The sequence below is a fragment of the Bradyrhizobium sp. NAS96.2 genome (assembly GCF_001908235.1).
GTDB lineage: Bacteria > Pseudomonadota > Alphaproteobacteria > Rhizobiales > Xanthobacteraceae > Bradyrhizobium.
The window spans coordinates 22,647-42,627 of the sequence record NZ_LGHK01000071.1 but is presented as its reverse complement, the minus strand read 5'-3'; the positions used below and the strand labels follow the sequence as shown (position 1 = coordinate 42,627).

Below are 19,981 nucleotides of genomic sequence, written 5' to 3'. Positions count from 1 at the left end.
TTGAGCAGGCCAACATGACACTGATCTCGGAACATAGCGAAACCGACACCCGCGAACGGATTCTCGTGGTGGCGGAGCGCTTGTTCCGGCAGATCGGCTACCAGAAGACCACGGTCGCCGACATCGCCAAAGAGCTGCGGATGAGCCCCGCCAACGTGTACCGCTTCTTCGATTCGAAGAAGTCGATCCACGAAGGCGTGGCGCGCGGCCTGATGGGCGAGGTCGAGATCGAGGCACAGCGCATCGCGCGGTCGGAGGGGCCGGCGGCGACGCGGTTGCGCCAGATGATGACGACCATCAATCGGATGAACACCGAGCGCTATGTCGGCGACTCCAAGCTGCACGAGATGGTCGAGATCGCGATGCAGGAGGACTGGGAAGTCTGCGTCGCCCATATGGAGCTGATCGGCCAGATCATCGGCGAGGTGATCGCGCAGGGCGTGGCCTCGGGCGAATTCGAGGTCGAGGATCTCGAGGTTGCCGCGCTGTGCGCCTGCACGGCGATGATGCGGTTCTTCCACCCGCAGATGATCGCCCAGTGCGCCACCAAGCCGGGCCCGACCATCGACCAGATGATCGATTTCGTGATCGCCGGCCTGTCGCCACGCGCCCGCGCCCATTGAGCGCCAGGGCTGACGTTTTCGTCAGTTGACTCTCCTGTCATTGCGAGCGAAGCGACGCTGTAGCCCGGATGGAGCGCAGCGTAATCCGGGTATTTGATCCGCTTGCGAGATCGCCCCGGATTGCGCTGCGCTCCATCCGGGCTACCAAAGGGGCCGCACCGTGACCGCGAAAGACCTGCATTTCTACGAGCCGAAGAACGGACACGGCCTGAAGCACGACCCGTTCAACGCCATCGTGGCGCCGCGGCCGATCGGCTGGATCGCCTCGCGTGACAAGGGCGGCAACGTCAACCTCGCGCCCTACAGCTTCTTCAACGCCTTCTGCTATGTGCCGCCGATCATCGGCTTCTCCTCCACCAACTGGAAGGACAGCGTCGCCAACATCCAGGACACCGGCGAGTTCGTCTGGAACCTGGCGACGATGGATCTGGCCAAGCACATGAACGCGACCGCGGCGCATGTCGCCCGCGATGTCGACGAGTTCAAGCTCGCGGGGCTGACGCAGGTACCCGGCAAGCTCGTCAACGTGCCGCGCGTTGCCGAAAGCCCGGTGTCGTTCGAATGCAAGGTGAGCCAGATCATCCAGCTCCAGGGCGCCGACGGCAAAAAGGCCGAGGCCTGGCTGACGCTCGGCGAGGTCGTCGCCGTCCACATCGACAAGGCTTTCATCAAGGACGGCGTCTACCAGACCGGTCTCGCGCACCCGATCGTCCGCGCCGGGCGGCGGGGCGACTATTTCGAGATCAAGCCGGAAAACATGTTCGAGATGCTCCGGCCGGATTGATCCTGTCCATGTAACCGCCATTGCGAGCCAACGGACGTTCGCCTCACAATTCGCGCAACACACTCAGTGTCGTCCCTGCGAATGCAGGGACCCAACCACGAATGTTCATTGTTGCATGACGCTGAAACGACGAGCTCCATTCACAACACCCGCCGCGGCGTATGGGTCCCTGCGTTCGCAGGGACGACAGTTGTGAGTGTGGCGCGACGCATCAAACGAATGAAGAGGGCTTATGGCGAGTACGAGTACAGCGCTTTGCCTTTTCGCCTCGCAATGACGGAAGCAGAAACCACAACAATGTGAAATTTCTGCCTCGGGGATGAAAAACCGTCACTCGCAACCTCGGGGCGAGCAGTCTAACCTCCCGCGCGCCAGGCCGGATCAACGGCCGGCCAACAGAGTGGGAGGATGCGATGACACGTCAACCGCGGAGCAATCCAACAGAAGAGCGGCGCGATCCGAACGTTTCACGGCGAACACTTGTCCAGGGATTGGCGGTGGGGGCGGCCGCTGCCGCAACCGGCGTCAGTGGCGCGCTGGCCCAGAACGCGCCCGCGCCGGTCGGGCCGCCGACGACCATCACCAGCCCGCCGCGCGACTTCAGTCCGCGCGGTGCGCCGACCACCTATTTCTGGGACCCCGACATCATCGCGGTCGATCCGTCCTTCAACGACCTGGCCCAGCCCAACACCTCGATCAAGCGCCTCCATACCGGTCTGCTGTGGGCGGAAGGCCCGGCCTGGAGCTCGCAGGGCCGCTATCTGCTGTGGAGCGACATCCCGAACAACCGGCAGATGCGCTGGTCGGAGGATGACGGTCACGTCAGCGTGTTCCGCATGCCGTCGAACTACTCGAACGGCAATTCGTTCGACTTCCAGGGCCGCCAGCTGTCCTGCGAGCATCTCACCCGGCGCGTGACGCGCTACGAGAATGACGGCACCGCGACCGTGCTTGCCGATAACTATCAAGGCAAGCGGCTGAACTCGCCGAACGACATCGTCGCGCATCCCGACGGCAGCTACTGGTTCACCGATCCGCCTTATGGCGGCCAGCTCTATGAGGGCGAGCCTGACGCAGCCGGCGGCCCCGGCAATTCCGCCGGCAAGCTCAATCCCCGGATCGGCCAGCCGGCCGGCTTCGCGCCGGCCAAGCGCGAGCTGCCGACCAATTGCTACCGCATCGATCCCTCCGGCCGCATCGATCTCGTGGTGAGCGAGGACCAGGTGCCGGATCCGAACGGCATCTGCTTCTCGCCGGACTACAAGAAGCTCTACGTCGTCTCGACCGGCAAGGGACCGGGCGATACCGGCGCGGGCGGCAAGGGGGACGTCTTCGTGTTCGATGTCGGGCCCGACAACAAGCCGACCAATGGAAAGCGCTTCAGCGATTTCATGATCGACGGCGTGAAGTGCGGACCGGACGGCATCCGCTGCGACGTCAACGGCAACGTCTGGTGCTCGAGCAACGCCGGCCGCGCGGTCGGCTACAACGGCGTGACGTGCTGGTCGCCGGAAGGCAAGCTGCTCGGCCGCATCCGGCTGCCCGAAGTCTGCGGCAACATCACCTTCGGCGGCCCCAAGCGCAACCGCCTGTTCATGGCCGCAAGCCAGTCGCTCTACGCAGTCTATACCGCGACCCAGGGCGCCGGGCCGGCGTGATCTGACTAAACCTCTCCCCAGCGGGGAGAGGTCGATTTGCGAAGCAAATCGGGTGAGGGGGTGCTGCTCCAACGAGAGACCGTGACCCCTCACCCGGCGCTGCGCGCCGACCTCTCCCAAGGGAGAGGTGAATTCGCCATCCCGCTACCTGATTGTCGCACCTCAGCTTTCGGAACTGAACGCGCGGCCTGCCGTTAACAAACGGCGGCTTGGCCGCGTCAATTTCGCTTTATTTGAACAGCGAAGTGTTCACCGGGGAGCGGCACTTTCCGATAGGATTATGCATCCGCGCCGCCGATCCATGAGGACCCCACCATGAGCTTCCGCCGCGATTACCTTTCCAAGCCGATCTTCTCCTGGGCGCGTGGCGTGCTGCCGACCATGTCGGACACCGAGCGCGAGGCGCTGGAAGCCGGCGACGTCTGGTGGGACGCCGATCTCTTCACCGGCAATCCCGACTGGTCGAAACTGCTGGCGTTCGCGCCGGCCAGATTGACCGACGAGGAGAATGCCTTCCTGCACGGTCCGGTCGACGAGCTCTGCGCGATGCTCGACGAATGGAAGATCAACTGGGAATGGCGCGATCTGCCGCCCGAGGTCTGGGCCTTCATCAAGGCCAAGAAGTTCTTCGGCATGATCATTCCCAGGGAATTCGGCGGCCTCGGCTTCTCGCCCTATGCGCATTCCGAAGTGGTGCGGAAAATCTCGTCGCGCTCGCTGACCGCGGCCGTCACTGTGATGGTGCCGAACTCGCTCGGGCCGGGCGAACTCCTGATGCGCTTCGGCACCAAAGAGCAGCAGGACAAATGGCTGCCGCGTTTGGCCGCGGGCCAGGACATTCCCTGCTTCGGCCTGACCAGCCCGGAGGCCGGCTCCGATGCTGCCTCGATGATCGACACCGGCATCATCTGCAAGGGCAATTTCGAAGGCCGCGAGGTGCTGGGCTTGCGGCTGAATTGGCACAAGCGCTACATCACGCTCGGTCCGGTCGCGACACTGCTCGGCCTTGCCTTCAAGGCCTATGATCCCGATCACCTCGTCGGCAACGAGGACGAGCTCGGCATCACGGTCGCGCTGATCCCGACGCATCTGCCCGGCGTCTCGATCGGCCACCGCCATCTGCCGGCGATGCAGGTGTTCCAGAACGGCCCGAACTGGGGCAAGGACGTCTTCATCCCGCTCGACTACATCATCGGCGGCCAGGAGCGTTTGGGGCAAGGCTGGAAGATGCTGATGACGGCGCTCGCCGCCGGCCGCGGCATCTCGCTGCCGTCGCTGTCGGCCGCGGGCGCGGCTTATGCCGCGCGCACCACCGGCGCCTATGCCCGCATCCGCGAGCAGTTCGGCATTTCCATTTCCAAGTTCGAGGGCATCGAAGAGCCGCTGGCGCGCATCGCCGGCACCGCCTATCTGCTCGACGCCGCGCGGCGGCTGACCTGCGCTGCGCTGAACGAGGGGCATCATCCCGCCGTCATTTCCGGGATCATGAAGCTGCACGCCACCGAGCGGATGCGGATCGCGATCGACGACGCGATGGATATCCATGGCGGCAAGGCCGTGATCGACGGGCCGCAGAACTATCTCGGCGGGCTCTACCGCTCGGTGCCGGTCGGCATCACGGTCGAGGGCGCCAACATCCTGACCCGCAATCTGATCGTGTTCGGGCAGGGCGCGATCCGCGCGCATCCTTACCTTTTGCAGGAGATGAACGCGCTCAGTGAGCCCGATCGCGACAAGGGCCTCACGGCCTTCGACACTGCGTTCTGGAAGCATGTCGGCCACAGCTTCGCGACCATGTTCCGTGCCTGGGGCCGCAGCTGGAGCTTTGGCCTGTTCGCGCCGGCGCCGGATGCCGGCGATGCAACAAAGTTCTATCGCCAGCTCTCGCGCTATTCGTCGGCGTTCGCGCTGTGCGCCGACATGGCGCTGCTCACGCTCGGTGGTGCATTGAAGCGCAAGGAAATGCTCTCCGCGCGCTTCGGCGACATCCTGTCTGAACTGTATCTGCTCTCCGCCGCGCTGAAGCGCTGGCAGGACGAGGGCCGGCAGAGGGAGGATCTGCCTGCGCTCGAATGGTGCATGGCATCGGGCTTCAAGACCATCGAGAACCGTTTTGCGGAGATCCTCGCCAATTTGCCGAACCGCCCGGTGGCATGGCTGCTGAAATTCCTGATCCAGCCGTTCGGCGCCCGCGTCACCGGCCCGTCTGATCGCGTCGTGCATTTGTGCGCCCAGCTCGTGCTGTCGCCATCCGCGGCGCGCGACCGCCTGACGCCGGACCTCGCCTTTGTCGAGGACGACGGCGGCATCGCGCGGCTGGAAAAGGCCTTCCGCCTCGTCACCGCGGCCGAGGATGCGGCCAAACAGTTGCGCGCGGCGCGGCTGCATGACTGGCAGGAGGCGGTCAGGAAGGGCGTCATCACCCAGGATGACGGCGAGAAGCTTGCCGCCGCCCACGAGGCCGTCGCAAAAGTCATCGAGGTCGATGATTTTGCGCCCGAGGCGCTGTCCCCGATTTACAAGAAATCCGCCGACGTGCATCAGTTCTTCCAGGAGCTTGGTGAGCAGAGGGCGGCGAGCTGATGGCGCGACCAGTCTTTATCGTCGACGGCAGCCGGACGCCGTTCCTGAAGGCGCGCTCCGGTCCCGGCCCCTTCACCCCGGTCGATCTCGCCGTGCAATGCGGCCGGCCGCTGTTGGCGCGGCAGCCGTTCGCGCCCAGCGCCTTCGACCAGGTCATCCTCGGCTGCGTCAACGTGATCGCCGACGAGATGAACCCGGCGCGGGTCGCGGCGCTGCGCCTCGGCATGGGCGAGCAGATGGTCGCCTTCACGGTGCAGATCAATTGCGGCTCCGGCATGCAATCGATCGACACCGGCTATCGCTACATCCGCGAGGGCATCTCCGATCTGATCCTCGCCGGTGGCGCCGAGGCACTGAGCCACGCGCCGCTGGTCTGGCCCAATTCCGGCGTGCGCTGGTTTGCCGGCTTTGCCGGCGCCAAGGGGTTGGGCGCCAGGATCGCCGCCGCACTGAAGGTGAAGCCGAGCTACTTCAAGCCGATCATCGGCCTCGAGCGCGGGCTGACCGATCCGATCACCGAGCTCAACATGGGCCAGACCGCCGAGAAGGTCGGCCACCTCTTCGGCATCACCCGTGCGCAATCCGACGCCTACGCGGCCGAGAGCCACCAGCGGCTGGCGAAGGCGCAGAAGGAGGGCTTCCTCAAAGGCGAGGTCGAGACCGCGTTCTCGCGCGACGGCAAGTTCTACGATCATGATGACGGCGTCCGGCCGGACTCGACAGCCGAGACGCTGGCGAAGCTGAAACCGGTGTTCGAGCGCCCGTGGGGCCAGGTCACCGCCGGCAATTCCTCGCAGATCACCGACGGCGCCTCCTGGGTGATCCTGGCGTCCGAGACCGCGGTGGCCAAGCACGGGCTGACGCCGAAGGCCGTCATCCTCGACAGCCAGTGGTCGGCGCTCGATCCCTCGATCATGGGCCTTGGCCCGGTGCTGTCGGCGAGCGCGCTGCTCAAGCGCAACAGCATGACCTTGCAGGACGTCGAGACCTGGGAGCTGAACGAGGCTTTTGCGACCCAGGTGCTCGGCTGCCTCGCCGCCTGGAACGACGACAAGTTCTGCCGGGAGATTTTGGGACTTGACGGCGCGGCCGGCGAGATCGATCGCGCGAAGCTGAATGTCGATGGCGGCGCGATCAGCCTCGGCCATCCCGTCGGCACCAGTGGCAACCGCATCGTGCTGCATCTGATCAATGCGATGAAGCGGCTCGGCACCAGGCGCGGCGTCGCCACCGAATGCATCGGTGGCGGGCAGGGCGGCGCGATGTTGATTGAGATGGTGTGATCATGGATTCACGGATCATGGACCTTCTCGCCGATCGCGTGCTCGAGCTCGGGCCGAAGCCGGCCGCCGACAGCCCGTACAGGAATTTCAAGCTGACGCGGGACGAGGACGGCATTGCCTGGCTGCTGTTCGACCGCGCCGGCGCCAGCGCCAATACGCTGTCCGCCGATCTGCTCGAAGAGCTCGATGCCATCGTCACGGCGCTGGAGAACCAGCGGCCGACCGGCCTCGTGGTGCGCTCGGCGAAGAAAAGCGGCTTCATCGCCGGCGCCGACGTCAACGAGTTTCGCGGCGTCACCGACCCCGGCGCGGTCGAGACCGCGATCGGCCGCGCCCATGCGGTAATCGACCGGCTCGAGGCGATGCGCGTGCCGTCGGTCGCCGTGATCCATGGCTTCTGCCTCGGCGGCGGCCTCGAGGTCGCGCTCGCCTGTCAGATGCGGATCGCGATCGACGACGCGCGGTTCGGCTTTCCCGAGGTGATGCTCGGCCTGCATCCCGGCCTCGGCGGCACCGTGCGCTTCACCGAGCTGGTCAACCCGATGCAGGCAATGACCTTGATGCTGACCGGCAAGACGATCGACGCGCGCCGCGCCAAGTCGCTCGGCCTGGTCGATGCCGTGACCCAGGAGCGCCACGTCCGCAACGCGGTGAAGGACGCGGTGTTCGGCCGGCTCAAGCGCGCCAGGCCCGGTGCGCTCAATTCGCTGCTCAACTTCGGGCCGGTCAGGGGCTTCCTCGCCTCGCGGATGCGCAGCGAGGCGGAGAAGGCGGCGCCGCGCAAGCATTATCCGGCGCCCTACGCGCTAATCGAGCTCTGGGAGAAGCATGCTGGCAACCGCTCGGCGATGCTGAACGCGGAGAAGGCCTCGTTCGCCAATCTGATGGTGACGCCGACTGCGCAGAACCTGATCCGCGTGTTCTTCCTGCGCGAGCAGATGAAGAAGGTCGCAGGCTCTGGCAACAAGGTGCAGCACGTGCATGTCATCGGCGCCGGTGCCATGGGCGGCGATATCGCGGCCTGGTGCGCCAACCAGGACATGCGGGTGACCTTGGCAGATATGAAGCCGGAGCCAATCGCCGGCGCGATGAAGCGCGCGTCCGAGCTGTTCGGCAAGATCATGCGCAAGAAGATCGACCAGCGCGACGCGCTCGACCGGATGATCCCCGACATGGACGGCGAGGGCGTCCGCAACGCAGATCTCATCATCGAGGCGGTGCCGGAAAAGCTCGAGCTGAAGCAGAAGATCTATGCCGGCCTCGAGCCGAAGATGAAACCGGGCGCGATCCTCGCCACCAACACGTCGAGCATCCCGCTGCAGGATCTGCGTACCACGCTTGCAACGCCGGAGCGGCTGCTCGGCCTGCATTTCTTCAATCCGGTGTCGCGGCTGCAACTCGTCGAGGTCGTCAGCCATGACAGCGCCGATGCCAGCCTGCTCAGGCAGGCGCTGGCCTTTGTCGGCGCCATCGATCGCCTGCCGCTGCCGGTGAAGAGCTCGCCGGGTTTCCTCGTCAACCGCGCGCTGACGCCCTACATGCTGGAAGCGATGATGATGCTGGACGAGAAGACCGACCAGCGCCTGATCGACGCGGCCGCCGTCGAGTTCGGCATGCCGATGGGCCCGATCGAGCTCGCCGACCAGGTCGGCCTCGATATCTGCCTCGATGTCGGCGACATGCTGCGCTCGAAGTTCGGTGACACGCTGCCGCCGACGCCTGCCTGGCTGCGCGAAAAAGTCGCCAAGGGCGAGCTCGGCCGGAAGACCGGCAAGGGCTTCTATACCTGGAAGGACGGCAAGGCGGAGAAATCGCCGCTGCCGGAGACCGGCCCGAAGGTGAGCGATGAAATGATTGATCGGCTGGTGCTGCCGATCTCGAATGTCTGCGTCGCCGCCCTGCGCGAAGGCATCGTCGACGATCCCGACATGGTCGACGGCGCGATGATCTTCGGCACCGGCTATGCGCCGTTCCGTGGCGGCCCGCTCAACTATGCGCGCAGCCGCGGCATCGACAATATCGTGTCGACCATGCAATCGCTGATGCGCAAGTTCGGCGGGCGATTTGCGCCGGATACCGGCTGGGAGGGCTTCAAGTGACCGACACCCAAGCACCCGAGACTCATGTTCACGCGCCGCCGATCAGCGGCAACGAGCCGCAGGGCGATCTCTGCATCCGCACGTTGGCGATGCCGGCCGACACCAACGCCAATGGCGATATCTTCGGCGGCTGGCTGCTCAGCCAGATGGATCTCGGCGGCGGCGTGTTCGCGGGCAAGGTTGCGAAGTCGCGCACTGTGACGGTCGCGATCGACGCGATGAATTTTCGCAAGGCAGTCTATGTCGGCGATCTGGTCTCGGTGCACGCCAACCTCGTGCGCGTCGGCCGCACCTCGATCACGGTGCATCTCGAAGCCTGGGTGCTGCGCCGCCGCGCGCAGCAATCGATCCTCGTCACCGACGGCAATTTCACCTATGTCTCGATCGACGAGCAGGGCCATCCGCAACCGATCCAGCGCGACGGCGCGACGATTTCGACCTGACGTTTTTCGCGCGAAAACGCCGCTGATTCGGCGCGAGTAAAACGCGTCGAAACTGAGACCGGAGCTGCAAAAACAGCGCTTCACTTCGCAAATAAACCGAGGAACAAACAGGCGGCGACGCCGTTGTCGGCCCGGAATCAAACCGAGGCCGATAATGTCAGACTGCTGCGTGATCGAGGTAAATTCACAAACCGCGGGTATCGTGGTGCGCGACGCACGCGGGTACGCGTTTTTTGCAGCCTCGCACCTTTTCCAGGCCCTTGAAGGCCAAATCTTCCGCAACGCACGCGAGGCCGAGCGTGCGGCGCGACGCCTTGTCACCGGGCAAATTTTGCAGGTCGCTTCCTGATCGGCCAATGAGCTGCGGTGCGCCGTTTGCGCGCGCCGCAAGAGGCTGTATTGATGCATCCGGAATCACGGAATATTTCCCCGGATGTCGCAGACACAAGGCCAAGCGTCGCAGACACAAGGAGCGTCGCAGACACAAGGGGCGCTGCTGTTCGATATCGACGGCACGCTCGCCGACAGCGATCCACTCCATCTGGCCGCGTTCAACCGGGTGCTCGGCCCGCATGGACATTCGTTCGATCACGCGCGCTTCGGCAGGGAGCTGCAAGGCTTCTCCAACGCGTCGATCGGCGAGCGCTTCCTCGCCCACGAGCCGCCTGAGCGCCGCGCCAGCATCCTCAGCGAGAAGGAGCGGATCTTCCGCGAACTGGTCAGCGGCCAGATCGTGCCGGTGCCGGGATTAATGGCGCTGCTCGACCGCGCCGATCGCGCCGGCGTGCCGATGGTGGCGGTGACCAATGCGCCGCGCCCGAACGCCGAACTGCTGCTCTCGGGACTGGGCATCGCGCACCGTTTCAAGGCCCTCGTGATCGGCGACGAGCTGGCGCACGGCAAGCCGCACCCGTTGCCCTATCTCGAGGGGCTGCGCCTCGCGCGCGCGGCGGCATCGGCGTCACTGGCGTTCGAGGACTCGCGCTCCGGCATTCAGTCCGCCACAGCCGCCGGCATCGCGACGATCGGGATGCGAACCGGGCTCAGTCATGCCGATCTGCTCGCGGCGGGCGCCGTCGCCAGCGCCCGGGCGTTCGACGATCCGGAATTGATCCGCCTGGTTGCGTCGGCCATGACTTGGTAAATCGGCATTGCTGCAACGCAGTTCTTGACCCCGGCCATGCTTGCTCGTTGACCTCGGTGCCGAACGGTCGCACCATGGGCGACTTGCCGTTTCAAGGGGGCCGCCGTGGCCGGACTCTCCCATCGCCAGACTGAAATCCTCAACATTGCACGCGCATTCGGCCGGGTCATGGTCGAAGACCTTGCCAAGCGGTTCGAGGTGTCGGCGCAGACCATCCGCAAGGACCTCAACGATCTCTGCGACGAGCGGTCGCTGACCCGCATCCATGGCGGCGCGATCATCGCCTCGGGCGTCGAGAACCTCGCCTATGAGGCGCGGCGCTTTGTTGCCGCCGAGGAGAAGAAGGCGATCGGCGCCGCTGCGGCCGCGCGGATTCCCAACGGCTGCTCGCTGTTCATCAATATCGGCACCACCACGGAAGAGGTAGCGAGCGCGCTGACCTCGCATGAGGATCTGCTTGTCATCACCAACAACCTCAACGTCGCGATGCTGCTGTATCGCCATCCGCGCATCGAGGTGGTGGTCGCCGGCGGCACGGTGCGCCGCGCCGACGGTGCGGTGGTCGGCTCCACGGCGACGCAGTTGATTGGCCAGTTCAAGGTCGACTACGCCATCATCGGTGCGTCCGCGATCGACGAGGAGGGCGCGCTGCTCGACTTCGACTATCGCGAGGTGCAGGTGGCGCAGGCGATCATCGCCAATGCGCGCAACGTGATGCTGGTGTCGGATGCGACCAAACTCCGCCGCAGCGCGCCGGTGCGCATCGCGCATATGAGCCAGATCCAGACCTTCGTGACCGATTCGCCCTTGCCCGCGGGCCTCGCCAACATCTGCCACAGCAGGGGGATCGAGGTGGTCGTCGCGATGGACAAGCCGCAAGTCGATATCGACGACAATGGCGCCGACGCGACACCGGCGACGCTGCGCAGCGCGTGATTCCGTATCATCTCGCTGTCATCGCCCGGCTTGACCGGGCGATCCAGTATTCCAGAGACATTCGCGCTTGAGCCGAGACGCCGCGGCGTACTGGATGCCCCGCTTGAAGCGGGGCATGACAGCGGATGCGACGAAGCCGCGCGCAGCGCGGAGCTCTGAATAGTCAGTGTCTTCGCTGACTCGCTGGTGACAAATGGATGCCGCGCCATTCAGCCCCCCTGGAGGGGGAGAGGGGCGGTTCACAGCGAGCGAAGCGAGATGTGAGGCGGGGTGGGGTGATCTCTCCACTCGGGCAGCGCCCGATAGGAGAGACCCTCACCCCACCTCGGTTCGCATTGCATGCGAACCGATCCCAGAGCGAGCTCCGCTCGTCTCGACCCCTCCGGGGGAGAATAAGAGTCATCCGCGAGGCCGTTCACGGGGGCGACGGTCCGAGATTTGTGCCCCCGCCGCGATCGTCCCGCCCAAAAAATCCCCAGCTAAAGTTCCCCATTTTCGCTTTGCTTTCGTTTTTTGTTGTGATCTACTCCAATCCGAAAGTAAAACCGTCAAAGCGAAGGCGGTTGCCGGGGGAAGCGTTCTTTGGACCGAATTTACGACCTCGCCATCATTGGAGGCGGCGTTAATGGCTGCGGCATCGCGCGCGATGCGGCGGGCCGGGGTAATTCTGTTTTCCTCTGTGAAATGAATGACTTGGCCAGTGGGACGTCGTCCTGGTCGACCAAGCTCGTGCATGGCGGCCTGCGCTATCTCGAATATTACGAGTTTCGTCTGGTGCGCGAGGCGCTGATCGAGCGCGAGATCCTCTGGCAGATCGCGCCGCATATCATTCGCCCGCTGCGTTTCGTTTTGCCGCACCACGCGGGCCTGCGCCCGGCCTGGCTGCTTCGGCTCGGTCTCTTCCTCTACGACCATATCGGCGGCCGGCATCTGCTGCCGGCGACGCGCTCGGTCGATCTGACGCGCGACGTGGTCGGCAAGCCGCTGATCCCCGGCCGCTACACCAAGGGCTTTGAATATTCCGATTGCTTCGTCGACGACGCGCGGCTGGTTGCGCTCACGGCGCGCGATGCCGCTGATCGTGGCGCGGAGATCCGCACCCGCACCCGCGCGGTCGAGACCCGGCAGGTCGACGGCGTCTGGCACGTCACGGTCGAGGATACGACGAGCGGTTCACGTGAGACGATCAAGTCGCGCGTGCTGGTCAATGCCGGCGGTCCCTGGGTCGAACAGGTGCTGGCGTCAGGCGCCGGCGTCAACGCGCGGGCCAAGGTGCGGCTGGTGCAGGGCTCCCACATCGTGGTGCCCAAGCTCTACGACCACGACCGCGCCTACATCTTCCAGAATGCCGACGGCCGCATCATCTTCGTGATTCCCTATCAGAACGAATTTTCGCTGATCGGCACCACGGATCGCGACTATGACGGCGATCCGGCCAAGGTGAAGGCGACGCAGGAGGAGATCGAGTATCTCTGCGCCTCCGCAAGCGAATACCTCGCCAAGCCGGTGAAGCCGCAGGACGTGGTCTGGAATTATTCCGGCGTGCGTCCGCTCTATGACGACGGCGCGAGCGAGGCCAAGGCCGCGACCCGCGACTATGTGTTCGAGCTCGATACGCCCGGCGGTGCGCCGCTGCTGTCGATCTATGGCGGCAAGATCACGACCTATCGCCGGCTGTCCGAAGAAGCGCTGGAGCGGCTCGCGCCTTATCTCAAGGGCGCGAAAGCGCAGGAGCGCTGGACCGGCAAGGCGCCGCTGCCCGGCGGCGACATGGATGTCTCCGCGGTCGCGGCGCTAGCCGTCGAACTGGTTCGCAACTATCCGTTCCTCGCGCAGCCCCACGCCAACCGTCTCGCGCACGCCTACGGCACGCGCGCCGCAAAGGTCCTCGGCAATGCAGCATCGGCTGAAGATCTCGGCCGTTCCTTCGGCGCCACCTTGACGGAGAGTGAAGTCCGGTACCTGATGGCGAACGAATGGGCTCGGACTGCGGAAGATGTCGTCTGGCGACGATCCAAGCTGGGCTTGCGGATGACGGCGGGTGAAATCGCCGCGCTCGACGAGTGGATGGCCGCCAACCGCGTGTCCGGTGAACGTCCCCTCCGCGAAGCGGGAGGACGGGCATGAGCGTTACACTGCAGAATGTCACGCGAACCGTGGATGGCATTCCGACCATCCGCGATGTGTCGCTGACGCTGGAGCGTGGCACGCTCAGCGTGCTGCTCGGGCCGACGCTGTCGGGCAAGACCTCGATCATGCGGCTGCTCGCCGGCCTCGACAAGCCGGCCACCGGCCGCGTGCTGGTCGACGGCAAGGATGTCACCGGCGCCGACGTGCGGCAGCGCTCGGTCGCGATGGTCTATCAGCAGTTCATCAACTATCCTTCGCTGACGGTGTACGAGAACATCGCTTCCCCGCTGCGGGTGCAGGGCAAGCCGAAGGCCGAGATCGAGAAGCGCGTCGCGGAGGCGGCCAGCCTGTTGCGACTCGAGCCTTACCTCAAGCGCACGCCGCTGCAGCTCTCCGGCGGTCAGCAGCAGCGCACGGCAATTGCGCGCGCGCTGGTCAAGGGCGCCGACCTGGTGCTGCTCGACGAGCCGCTCGCCAATCTCGACTACAAGCTGCGCGAGGAGCTGCGCGCCGAGCTGCCGCGCATCTTCGAGGCGTCGGGCGCGATCTTTGTCTATGCCACCACCGAGCCGTCCGAAGCGCTGCTGCTCGGCGGCGACACGGTGTGCATGTGGGAAGGCCAGGCGCTGCAAACCGGCGCGACGCCGAAGGTCTACCGTCATCCGGACACGTTGCGCGTCGCGCAGGTGTTCTCCGATCCGCCGCTCAACATCATCGGCATCGAGAAGAAGGGCGGCCGGGTGATCTATGCCGGCGGCGAGCAGGCGCCCGCAGCCGGGCTCTACGCCAATCTGCCCGACGGTGCCTACCGGATCGGCTTCCGCGCCCATCAGCTCGAGGTCGGCAGCGCCGCGGCCGGCCGCCACAAATTCTCCGCCACCGTGACGGTGACCGAGATCACCGGCTCGGAGAGCTTCGTGCACGTCCATGTCCACGATTCGAACTGGGTCGCGGTGCTGCACGGCGTGCATGAATATGAACCCGGGCAGGTGCTCGACGCCGCGCTCGATCCCGACAACATCTTCGTGTTCGACGCGGCCGACCGCCTCGTCGCTGCACCCGCAACAAGTTTCTCGAAGTGAGGGAGGTGCTTCATGGCCCGCATTGACCTCGTCGATCTCGCGCAGTCCTACAACGGCAATGACGCGCCCCTGGAATCCTTTGCGCTGAAGCCGGTCACCATGACCTGGCGGCAGGGCGGCGCCTATGCGTTGCTCGGGCCGTCCGGCTGCGGCAAGACCACGCTACTCAATTTGATTTCCGGCATCGTGACGCCGTCGCGCGGCCAGATCCTGTTCGACGGCCGTGACATCACGCCGCTATCGACGCAGAAGCGCAACATCGCGCAGGTGTTCCAGTTCCCTGTGATCTACGACACCATGACGGTGGGCGAGAACCTGGCGTTCCCGCTGAAGAACCGCGGTATCGCCAAGGCCGAGGTCGATGCACGGGTCAAGCAGATCGCCGGTCTGCTCGACCTCACGCCGTATCTGAACCGCAAGGCGACGCGGCTCACCGCCGACGCCAAGCAGAAGATCTCGCTCGGCCGCGGCTTGGTGCGTTCCGACGTCGCCGCCGTCCTGTTCGACGAACCGCTGACGGTGATCGATCCCGAGCTGAAATGGCAGCTGCGCTCCAAATTGAAGGCGCTGCATCGCGAGCTCGACCTCACGATGATCTACGTCACCCACGACCAGACCGAGGCGCTGACCTTCGCCGATACCGTCGTCGTCATGCATGACGGCCGCGTGGTGCAGAGTGGCACGCCGGCCGAATTGTTCGACAAGCCGGCGCACACCTTCGTCGGCTATTTCATCGGCTCGCCCGGCATGAACATCGTGCCTGCCGAGGTCTCGGGCCACGAGGCGCGGATCGACGGCCACGTCATCGGCCTGCATCGCAACTATGGTGTCCTGCCGTCCGGCAAAAAGATCGAGATTGGTGTGCGGCCCGAATTCGTCGATGTCGCTCCGCCGGCGTCGGGGCTGCTGTCGGCGACCATCGAACGGATCGACGATCTCGGCCGCGTCCAGTTCGCCCGCGTTCGCGTCGGCAACACCAAGCTCGCGGCGCGCGTGCCGCCGGGCTTCTCGGTCTCCGGCGACACCGCCGGTCTCGTTTTCAATCCCGCCTATGTCCACGTCTATGCCGACAGCCATTTGGTGGAAGGGGTCGCCTGATGGACAAGACGATCAACCAAAAAGCCTGGTTCCTGGTGCTGCCGGTGTTCCTGGTGGTCGCGTTCTCGGCGGTGCTGCCGCTGATGACGGTCGTGAACTATTCGATGCAGGACACCTTCGGCAACAACCAGTTCTTCTGGAACGGCGTCGGCTGGTTCAAGGAATTGCTCGATCCCTCGACCGATCTCGGCGGCCGCTTCCTGGCCTCGCTCGGCCGTAATTTGTTCTTCTCCGCCGTGATCCTGGCGATCGAGGTGCCGCTCGGCATCGTCGTCGCGCTGTCGATGCCGCGCGAGGGTTGGAGCGTCGCGGCCTGCCTCGTCATCCTCGCGTTGCCGCTGTTGATTCCGTGGAACGTGGTCGGCACCATCTGGCAGATCTTCGGCCGCCCCGACATCGGCCTGCTCGGCTACACGCTGAATTACCTCGGCTTCAACTACAATTACGTCTCCAACGACATCGACGCCTGGGTCACGGTCATCGTGATGGACGTCTGGCACTGGACCAGCCTCGTCGCGCTGCTGTGCTACGCCGGCCTGAAGTCGATCCCCGACGCATATTACCAGGCGGCGCAGATCGACGGCGCCTCGCGCTGGGCGGTGTTCAAGGCGATCCAGCTGCCGAAGATGAACCGCGTGCTCTTGATCGCGGTGCTGCTGCGCTTCATGGACAGTTTCATGATCTACACCGAGCCGTTCGTGGTCACCGGCGGCGGTCCCGGCAACTCGACGACCTTCGTCTCGATCGAGCTCGTCAAGATCGCGCTCGGCCAGTTCGACCTCGGCAAGGCTGCGGCGCTGTCGCTGGTCTACAATCTGATCATCCTGATCGTGTGCTGGGTGTTCTACACCGTGATGACCAATGCCGGCACCGAGCGCAAGGCTGTGACGCAGGGCGAGTCGGCGGCCGAGCCCAAGCCTGCGGCAGCGCCCAAGCCCGCAGGTGTGCTCAAACCGAAGGAAGGAGTGGCCTGATGCACTCGATCCCCGGCCGCCGCCTGGTCATGGCGCTGTTCCTGATCTTCCTGCTGTTGCCGATCTACTGGCTCGTCAACATGAGCTTCAAGACCAACGCCGAGATCGTCTCGACGATGACGCTGTGGCCGCACACGCCGACGCTGCAGCACTACCGGCGTATCTTCACCGACGAGAGCTGGTATTCCGGCTACATCAATTCGCTGGAATACGTCGTCCTCAACACCATCATCTCGATCGCGGTGGCGTTGCCGGCGGCCTATGCGTTCTCGCGCTACCGCTTCCTCGGCGACAAGCATCTGTTCTTTTGGCTGCTGTCCAACCGCATGGCGCCGGCGGCGGTCTATGCGCTGCCGTTCTTCAACCTGTATTCGGCGATCGGCCTGTTCGATACGCCGTGGGCGGTCGCGCTCGCGCACTGCATCTTCAACGTGCCGCTGGCGGTGTGGATCCTCGAAGGCTTCGTCTCGGGCGTGCCGCGCGAGATCGATGAGACCGCGTTCCTCGACGGTTATTCGTTCCCGCGCTTCTTCATCAAGATCCTGGTGCCGCTGATCGCGAGCGGCATCGGCGTCGCCGCCTTCTTCTGCTTCATGTTCTCATGGGTCGAGCTGCTGCTCGCGCGCACGCTGACCTCGGTGCAGGCCAAGCCGATCGCGGCGATCATGACGCGCACGGTCTCGGCTGCCGGCATGGATTGGGGCCTGCTTGCCGCCGCCGGCGTGCTCACCATCATCCCCGGCGCGCTGGTGATCTGGTTCGTCCGCAACTACATCGCGCGCGGCTTCGCGCTCGGCCGGGTCTAGGAGGGCGCATGATCCCGAAAAGTGGAAGCCGGTTTTCGGACCAGATCATGCGCAAGGAGTAGGAGCATGGACAGCATCGCATGGATGGCATGGACCTGGCCGACCGCGGTCTTCTTCGTGCTGCTTGCCTCTACGCTCGGCATGATGACCTGGCTCGCGATCGCCTATCCCGAAGCGGAGCGGGTCGGCGTGCTGCGGATTCCGACCACGCGCGGCGATCGCCTGTTCGTCTCGCTGGTGCTGGCGGCGGTGATCCATTTGCTGTGGATCGGTCTCGTCGGTACCGATCCGATTTTCACCCTGCCGATCGGGGAGGGCATTGATATTTCGAGCCTGTGGCTCGCAACACTGATTTCGCTTGCCTCAGCTGCGGTGATCTTTCGTACCGTCTGAGAGGCGAAAAAGAGCAGATCCGGGGTCTACCCGGACCTGGGGTACTTAGTTTGTCGCTGCAACCGGAGGAATCAACATGCGACACTTGAGAAGGACCAAGGATAGTCTTCTGACCATGACCAGCGTCGTCGCGCTGGCTGTGGCATCAGTGGCTATCGCCGCGCCGGCCCGCGCCGACGAGGCGGCCGCGAAGAAGTGGATCGACAGCGAATTCCAGCCGTCGACCCTCTCCAAGGACGACCAGATGAAGGAGATGCAGTGGTTCATCAAGGCCGCTGCCCCCTTCAAGGGCATGGAGATCAACGTCGTCTCCGAAACCCTGACGGTGCACGAATACGAATCCCGCACGCTCGCCAAGGCGTTCGAGGAGATCACCGGCATCAAGGTCAAGCACGACATCATCCAGGAAGGTGACGTCGTCGAGAAGATCCAGACCCAGATGCAGTCCGGCAAGAACGTCTATGACGGCTGGATCAACGACTCCGACTTCATCGGCACCCACTTCCGTTACGGCCAGGCCGTCGACCTGACGGAATGGATGAAGGGTGAGGCGAAGGACGTCACCGACCCGATGCTCGACATCGACGACTTCATCGGCAAGTCGTTCACCACAGCACCGAACGGTCACCTCTATCAGCTGCCCGACCAGCAGTTCGCGAACCTCTATTGGTTCCGCTACGACTGGTTCACCAACCCGGAATACAAGGCCAAGTTCAAGGCCAAGTATGGCTATGATCTCGGTGTGCCGGTGAACTGGTCGGCCTATGAAGATATCGCCGAGTTCTTCACCAACGACGTCAAGGAGATCAACGGCGTCAAGGTCTACGGCCATATGGACTATGGCAAGAAGGATCCCTCGCTCGGCTGGCGTTTCACCGACGCCTGGCTGTCGATGGCCGGCAACGGCGACAAGGGTCTCCCGAACGGCCTGCCGGTCGACGAATGGGGCATCCGCATGGAAGGCTGCCGTCCGGTCGGCTCGTCGGTCGAGCGTGGCGGCGACGTCAACGGCCCGGCGTCGGTCTATTCGATCGTCAAGTACCTCGACTGGATGAAGAAGTATGCTCCGCCGCAGGCACAGGGCATGACCTTCTCCGAGTCGGGCCCGGTGCCCTCGCAGGGCAACATCGCCCAACAGATCTTCTGGTACACCGCCTTCACCGCCGACATGGTGAAGCCGGGCATCGCCGTGATGAACGCGGACGGTACGCCGAAGTGGCGTATGGCTCCGTCGCCGCACGGCTCGTACTGGAAGGACGGCATGAAGCTCGGCTACCAGGACGTGGGTTCGGCCACGCTCTTGAAGTCGACCCCGGTCGATCGCCGCAAGGCAGCCTGGCTCTATCTGCAGTTCATCGTCTCCAAGACGACGAGCCTGAAGAAGAGCCAAGTCGGTCTGACCTTCATCCGTGAATCCGACATCTGGGACAAGTCGTTCACCGAGCGTGCACCGAAGCTCGGCGGCCTGATCGAGTTCTACCGCTCGCCCGCGCGCGTGCAGTGGACCCCGACCGGCAACAACGTGCCCGACTATCCGAAGCTCGCTCAGCTGTGGTGGCAGAACATCGGCGATGCGTCGTCCGGTGCGAAGACGCCGCAAGCCGCGATGGACGCGCTCGCCGCGGCCCAGGATTCGGTGATGGAACGTCTTGAGAAGTCCGGTGTGCAGGGTGCCTGCGGACCGAAGCTGAACAAGAAGGAAACCGCCGAGTACTGGTACAAGAAGGCCGAGAAGGACGGCACCATCGCTCCGCAGCGCAAGCTCGCGAACGAGAAGCCGAAGGGCGAAACGATCGACTACGACACCCTGATCAAGTCGTGGCCGGCCAGCCCGCCCAAGCGCGCCGAAGCGAAGTAAGGCGGCAAGGCTTGACCGCCCACGCGATCTGAAAGCTGCGAAAGGCCGGGAGCAATCCCGGCCTTTTTGCTTGATCGACGCCTGTAT

17 protein-coding genes are annotated in these 19,981 nt (G+C 64.5%); all 17 read left to right on the top strand.

The window, feature by feature from the left end; translation table 11 throughout:
• Window positions 1–14 precede the first annotated feature (14 nt).
• The 17 genes from AC628_RS16545 (at window position 15) to AC628_RS16465 (ending at window position 19,894) form a co-directional block, all read left to right on the top strand.
• Window positions 15–623 carry a TetR/AcrR family transcriptional regulator gene (locus AC628_RS16545; RefSeq protein WP_050424051.1) on the top strand — a complete coding sequence of 203 codons (609 nt, stop codon included), beginning with the start codon at window positions 15–17 and terminating at the stop codon, window positions 621–623.
• 160 nt (window positions 624–783) lie between these two features.
• The gene (locus tag AC628_RS16540) at window positions 784–1,407 is read left to right on the top strand and encodes a flavin reductase family protein (RefSeq protein ID WP_074127855.1); all 624 of its coding nucleotides are present in this window, start codon (window positions 784–786) and stop codon (window positions 1,405–1,407) included.
• Window positions 1,408–1,820: 413 nt separating this feature from the next.
• Entirely contained in the window at window positions 1,821–3,065 is a 1,245-nt protein-coding gene (locus AC628_RS16535) for an SMP-30/gluconolactonase/LRE family protein (protein ID WP_074127852.1), read from the top strand.
• 315 nt (window positions 3,066–3,380) lie between these two features.
• Window positions 3,381–5,648 (top strand): acyl-CoA dehydrogenase, encoded by a 2,268-nt coding sequence (locus tag AC628_RS16530; protein ID WP_074127851.1) that lies wholly within the window; start codon window positions 3,381–3,383, stop codon window positions 5,646–5,648.
• Window positions 5,648–6,931 carry an acetyl-CoA C-acetyltransferase gene (locus AC628_RS16525; RefSeq protein WP_074127848.1) on the top strand — a complete coding sequence of 428 codons (1,284 nt, stop codon included), beginning with the start codon at window positions 5,648–5,650 and terminating at the stop codon, window positions 6,929–6,931. The genes AC628_RS16530 and AC628_RS16525 overlap by 1 nt, the downstream gene beginning before the upstream one ends.
• Window positions 6,932–6,933: 2 nt before the next feature.
• Window positions 6,934–9,030: a 3-hydroxyacyl-CoA dehydrogenase NAD-binding domain-containing protein gene (locus tag AC628_RS16520; RefSeq protein WP_074127846.1), complete on the top strand. Its 2,097-nt coding sequence runs from the start codon at window positions 6,934–6,936 to the stop codon at window positions 9,028–9,030.
• 89 nt (window positions 9,031–9,119) lie between these two features.
• Window positions 9,120–9,473, top strand: a complete 354-nt coding sequence (locus tag AC628_RS16515) for an acyl-CoA thioesterase (RefSeq protein ID WP_143201647.1) — start codon at window positions 9,120–9,122, stop codon at window positions 9,471–9,473.
• 154 nt (window positions 9,474–9,627) lie between these two features.
• Window positions 9,628–9,822, top strand: a complete 195-nt coding sequence (locus AC628_RS16510) for a hypothetical protein (protein ID WP_074127842.1) — start codon at window positions 9,628–9,630, stop codon at window positions 9,820–9,822.
• A gap of 84 nt (window positions 9,823–9,906) precedes the next feature.
• Window positions 9,907–10,617: an HAD family hydrolase gene (locus AC628_RS16505; RefSeq protein ID WP_074127840.1), complete on the top strand. Its 711-nt coding sequence runs from the start codon at window positions 9,907–9,909 to the stop codon at window positions 10,615–10,617.
• Window positions 10,618–10,722: 105 nt separating this feature from the next.
• The gene (locus AC628_RS16500) at window positions 10,723–11,553 is read left to right on the top strand and encodes a DeoR/GlpR family DNA-binding transcription regulator (protein WP_074127839.1); all 831 of its coding nucleotides are present in this window, start codon (window positions 10,723–10,725) and stop codon (window positions 11,551–11,553) included.
• Between the two features lie 582 nt (window positions 11,554–12,135).
• Window positions 12,136–13,680 carry a glycerol-3-phosphate dehydrogenase gene (glpD, locus tag AC628_RS16495; RefSeq protein WP_074127837.1) on the top strand — a complete coding sequence of 515 codons (1,545 nt, stop codon included), beginning with the start codon at window positions 12,136–12,138 and terminating at the stop codon, window positions 13,678–13,680.
• A complete protein-coding gene (locus tag AC628_RS16490) occupies window positions 13,677–14,765 on the top strand; it encodes an ABC transporter ATP-binding protein (protein ID WP_074127835.1) in 1,089 nt (362 codons plus the stop codon). The genes glpD and AC628_RS16490 overlap by 4 nt, the downstream gene beginning before the upstream one ends.
• Window positions 14,766–14,777: 12 nt before the next feature.
• Window positions 14,778–15,863: an ABC transporter ATP-binding protein gene (locus tag AC628_RS16485; protein WP_074127834.1), complete on the top strand. Its 1,086-nt coding sequence runs from the start codon at window positions 14,778–14,780 to the stop codon at window positions 15,861–15,863.
• Entirely contained in the window at window positions 15,863–16,837 is a 975-nt protein-coding gene (locus AC628_RS16480; protein ID WP_074127833.1) for a carbohydrate ABC transporter permease, read from the top strand. The genes AC628_RS16485 and AC628_RS16480 overlap by 1 nt, the downstream gene beginning before the upstream one ends.
• Complete coding sequence (locus tag AC628_RS16475; protein ID WP_074127830.1) at window positions 16,837–17,643, top strand: carbohydrate ABC transporter permease; 807 nt, start codon at window positions 16,837–16,839, stop codon at window positions 17,641–17,643. Before AC628_RS16480 ends, AC628_RS16475 begins: the two co-directional genes overlap by 1 nt.
• Window positions 17,644–17,709: 66 nt before the next feature.
• A complete protein-coding gene (locus AC628_RS16470) occupies window positions 17,710–18,036 on the top strand; it encodes a DUF2160 domain-containing protein (RefSeq protein ID WP_074127829.1) in 327 nt (108 codons plus the stop codon).
• 115 nt (window positions 18,037–18,151) lie between these two features.
• Window positions 18,152–19,894 (top strand): ABC transporter substrate-binding protein, encoded by a 1,743-nt coding sequence (locus AC628_RS16465; RefSeq protein WP_162240889.1) that lies wholly within the window; start codon window positions 18,152–18,154, stop codon window positions 19,892–19,894.
• Window positions 19,895–19,981 lie beyond the last annotated feature (87 nt).